We start from the raw sequence: 2,584 nt of genomic DNA, 5'->3' as shown, positions 1-2,584 counted from the left end.
TCACTCCTGTAACTTTAAATGCTTTCCCTTCAAAATCTTGGTTATTCCATAAATGCCACATGTATTTATTTTTCTGATTAGCGACTAGATTTTCACCTTCGTCTAAAATAAATCCTACACTTTTTTCTAAACCAAGCATGGTATAATTTTCTGTTTCAAAATAAGATGCTTCTTTCGCAGAAATTTTTGTTTCGCTAGAACAACCAGCCAATGAAAAGAGTAAGGATAGAATTAGGAGTAAGTAGATCTTTCCGGCCATTTTGAACCTCCTCTATTATCTTGAAACTGAGCCTTATGTAAGTGCCGGCACACTTTTTAACAGTTGCGCCAGCTTATTTAGTAGTCTAACTAAAAAATCGAGCAAGCTTGTCCATCATTACTTTTGCATCTGTCGACGATTCATGAAACGCAACGTGACCGTCGGGACGGATAACTAAAGTGTGGCCTTTGTCCATACCTAGTTTCTTTTTCAAATCTCGGTGGACGTCGTAAATAATCGGAAGTTCGTCTCCATCGGTACGGACGGTACCACCCTTCGCAACGAGGAAGATCTTGAATAGATTCTGGTATTTTTCTTTGACCTTCTCATAAAAGGAGTAGGCATAGTCAATTAACTCCTGGTTCTGAGCGTCAATATAAATAAAGCAGAGATGTCCATGTTGCTCGATAAGAGGGTACAGTCTTTCATCATTCGTTCCATCAAAGAACAACAAGTGATCCGGGACTCGTTTGCCTGCTTGAAGGGCGCCTCTTGAAAGAGAAGAATCCCGCAGCGCTTTGTTCCCGTCCGTCGTCGAATACTCGTTATTAACATGGGACAAGCGATTGGCTACGATCCCTTCAATCCAGCTTTGCGTCAGAGCTGCTTTTCCTGTCCAGTTCCTTATTCTGCCTTCAATTCCATCTAGATTGATAACCTTCAGCATCGTGGAGGTTTCCTTCAGAATATCTTCCCCAATTGGAGAGCGCTCCTCGTGGTAACTGTTAAGAAAGGAATCATTCGCATACCCTTTTAATACTGCATCAAGTTTCCAACCGAGGTTGGCTGCGTCCTGAAGTCCGAGATTCATTCCCTGGCCGCCTAAAGGATTATGAATATGAGCCGCATCCCCTACAAAGAATATCCGGCCTGTTCGATAATTGGGAACCTGTCTGTGAGCGGTACCAAAATAGGTCAGCCACTTCGGGTTCTCCACCTCATAAGAAACAGGAAGAATTGTGTTCATGCTTTCCTGCAGTTCTTCCAGGGAGAGATCATCTTTATGGGGAAGGCCCTGCTTGGCCCGGTCCATCCCCACCACGCGGTAACTGCCGTCTGCATAAGGAAAGAAAGCAACGGCGCCGCGGTCGTTAAGGGTCATATCAATGTAAATCTCGTTAAAGTCAGGAATATCTACATCCCCAAGGAAAAAGGTGAACCCTTCATCTTTACCGATAAAGTCGACACCCAGGTCTTGACGGACTTTACTATGAACCCCGTCACAGGCAATTAAGTACTTGGCAAAATATTTTTTAAGCTCACCCTCATGTCTGGCACTGACATAAACACCTTGATCAGACTGGAGCACTTCTACCACTTCATGTTCACGCTCTACCTTACCGCCTGAGGATTCTAAATGATCTTCTAATATAGCTTCTGTCTCGCTCTGAGGGATAATGAACAGATAAGGGTATCTGCTTTTAATGTGGTAAAGTTCTACTAGAGATGGTTTCTCTCCCCCTAAGTGAAGTTTCGCCCCCGGCCCGGGATATCCCTTTTTCAAAAAAGATTTATGAAGACCTAATAACTCAAACATTTCAAGGGTCCTTGCCTGGATGCCTAGTGCTTTGGACAAATCGGAGGGTTCTGCTCTCTTCTCTAAACAGATGAAATCCACTTCTCGTTTCTGTAATTCATTGGCTGCCATAAGTCCTGAAGGGCCTGCTCCAATAATGAGTACATCGGTTTCAATAACGGAACTCATAAACAGCGCTCCTTTCCTTCATTTATATAATGAACTCTAATTGCTTGTTTACCTATAAAAGTCATTCAGGCTTTACGTCGATTTAATCATTCGAGGCTATCTAAACCACATATTCATACTCCTGACAGTTTCCACGCTTCCATCCATAATCAACTAGTACACATGTCATAGTACGATACCCGTAATCCATACCCTCATGCACATCATGACACATCCAAACACATACCAGATTTATACATGTCCTAACGCTGATGTAAAAAAACCCCTCTAAGCCATATACGGTTAAGAGGGGTTCAGTGAATCCTATGTACAAGTTTATTTAGCCTTTTTCCATCCTGCCTACTCGGATGTTCTGTCATCCAGTATCGTAATTTTCCGATTTCCGCTGATTAAACTTCTTAAGCGCGGATCTACCTTTCTCGCTCTCCAGATAATTTGAGAGAAGTTTGCCGGGGTGAATTTGTAATGGTCAATCAAGTATTGCTCAAATGCCTCATGATCGACTTGATTATTATGTTCTTTTGCATAATTAATTAAAATGTGGGTCAATTCCTTATAACTCATACTCTTATCCGAATCTTTCGAGAAGGCTTCAGAATTCGTGGACAGAATATAGTCAT

The 2,584-nt window shown here is 42.3% G+C and carries 2 protein-coding genes and 1 pseudogene; all 3 read right to left on the bottom strand.

The features are described 5' to 3' along the window. A pseudogene (locus tag WAM07_RS15385) lies at nucleotides 1–259 on the bottom strand (hypothetical protein); the annotation flags it as partial. Between the two features lie 85 nt (nucleotides 260–344). Then, nucleotides 345–1,964 carry an FAD-dependent monooxygenase gene (locus tag WAM07_RS15380; RefSeq protein ID WP_422168233.1) on the bottom strand — a complete coding sequence of 540 codons (1,620 nt, stop codon included), beginning with the start codon at nucleotides 1,962–1,964 and terminating at the stop codon, nucleotides 345–347. A gap of 339 nt (nucleotides 1,965–2,303) precedes the next feature. After that, the coding region (locus tag WAM07_RS15375) for a hypothetical protein (RefSeq protein WP_422168232.1) at nucleotides 2,304–2,584 on the bottom strand (281 nt) is incomplete at its 5' end.

Origin of the sequence: Halobacillus sp. (genome assembly GCF_049282395.1) — a bacterium.
Classification (GTDB): Bacteria; Bacillota; Bacilli; order Bacillales; family Halobacillaceae; genus Halobacillus.
Note: the sequence above shows the minus strand (reverse complement) of the source record. Positions and strands in the feature narration are given on the sequence as shown.

Bases quoted from the DNA above. Each gene is read 5' to 3' on its own strand.
- WAM07_RS15380 (WP_422168233.1), bottom strand. From the start codon at position 1,964: ATGAGTTCCGTTATTGAAACCGATGTACTCATTATTGGAGCAGGCCCT.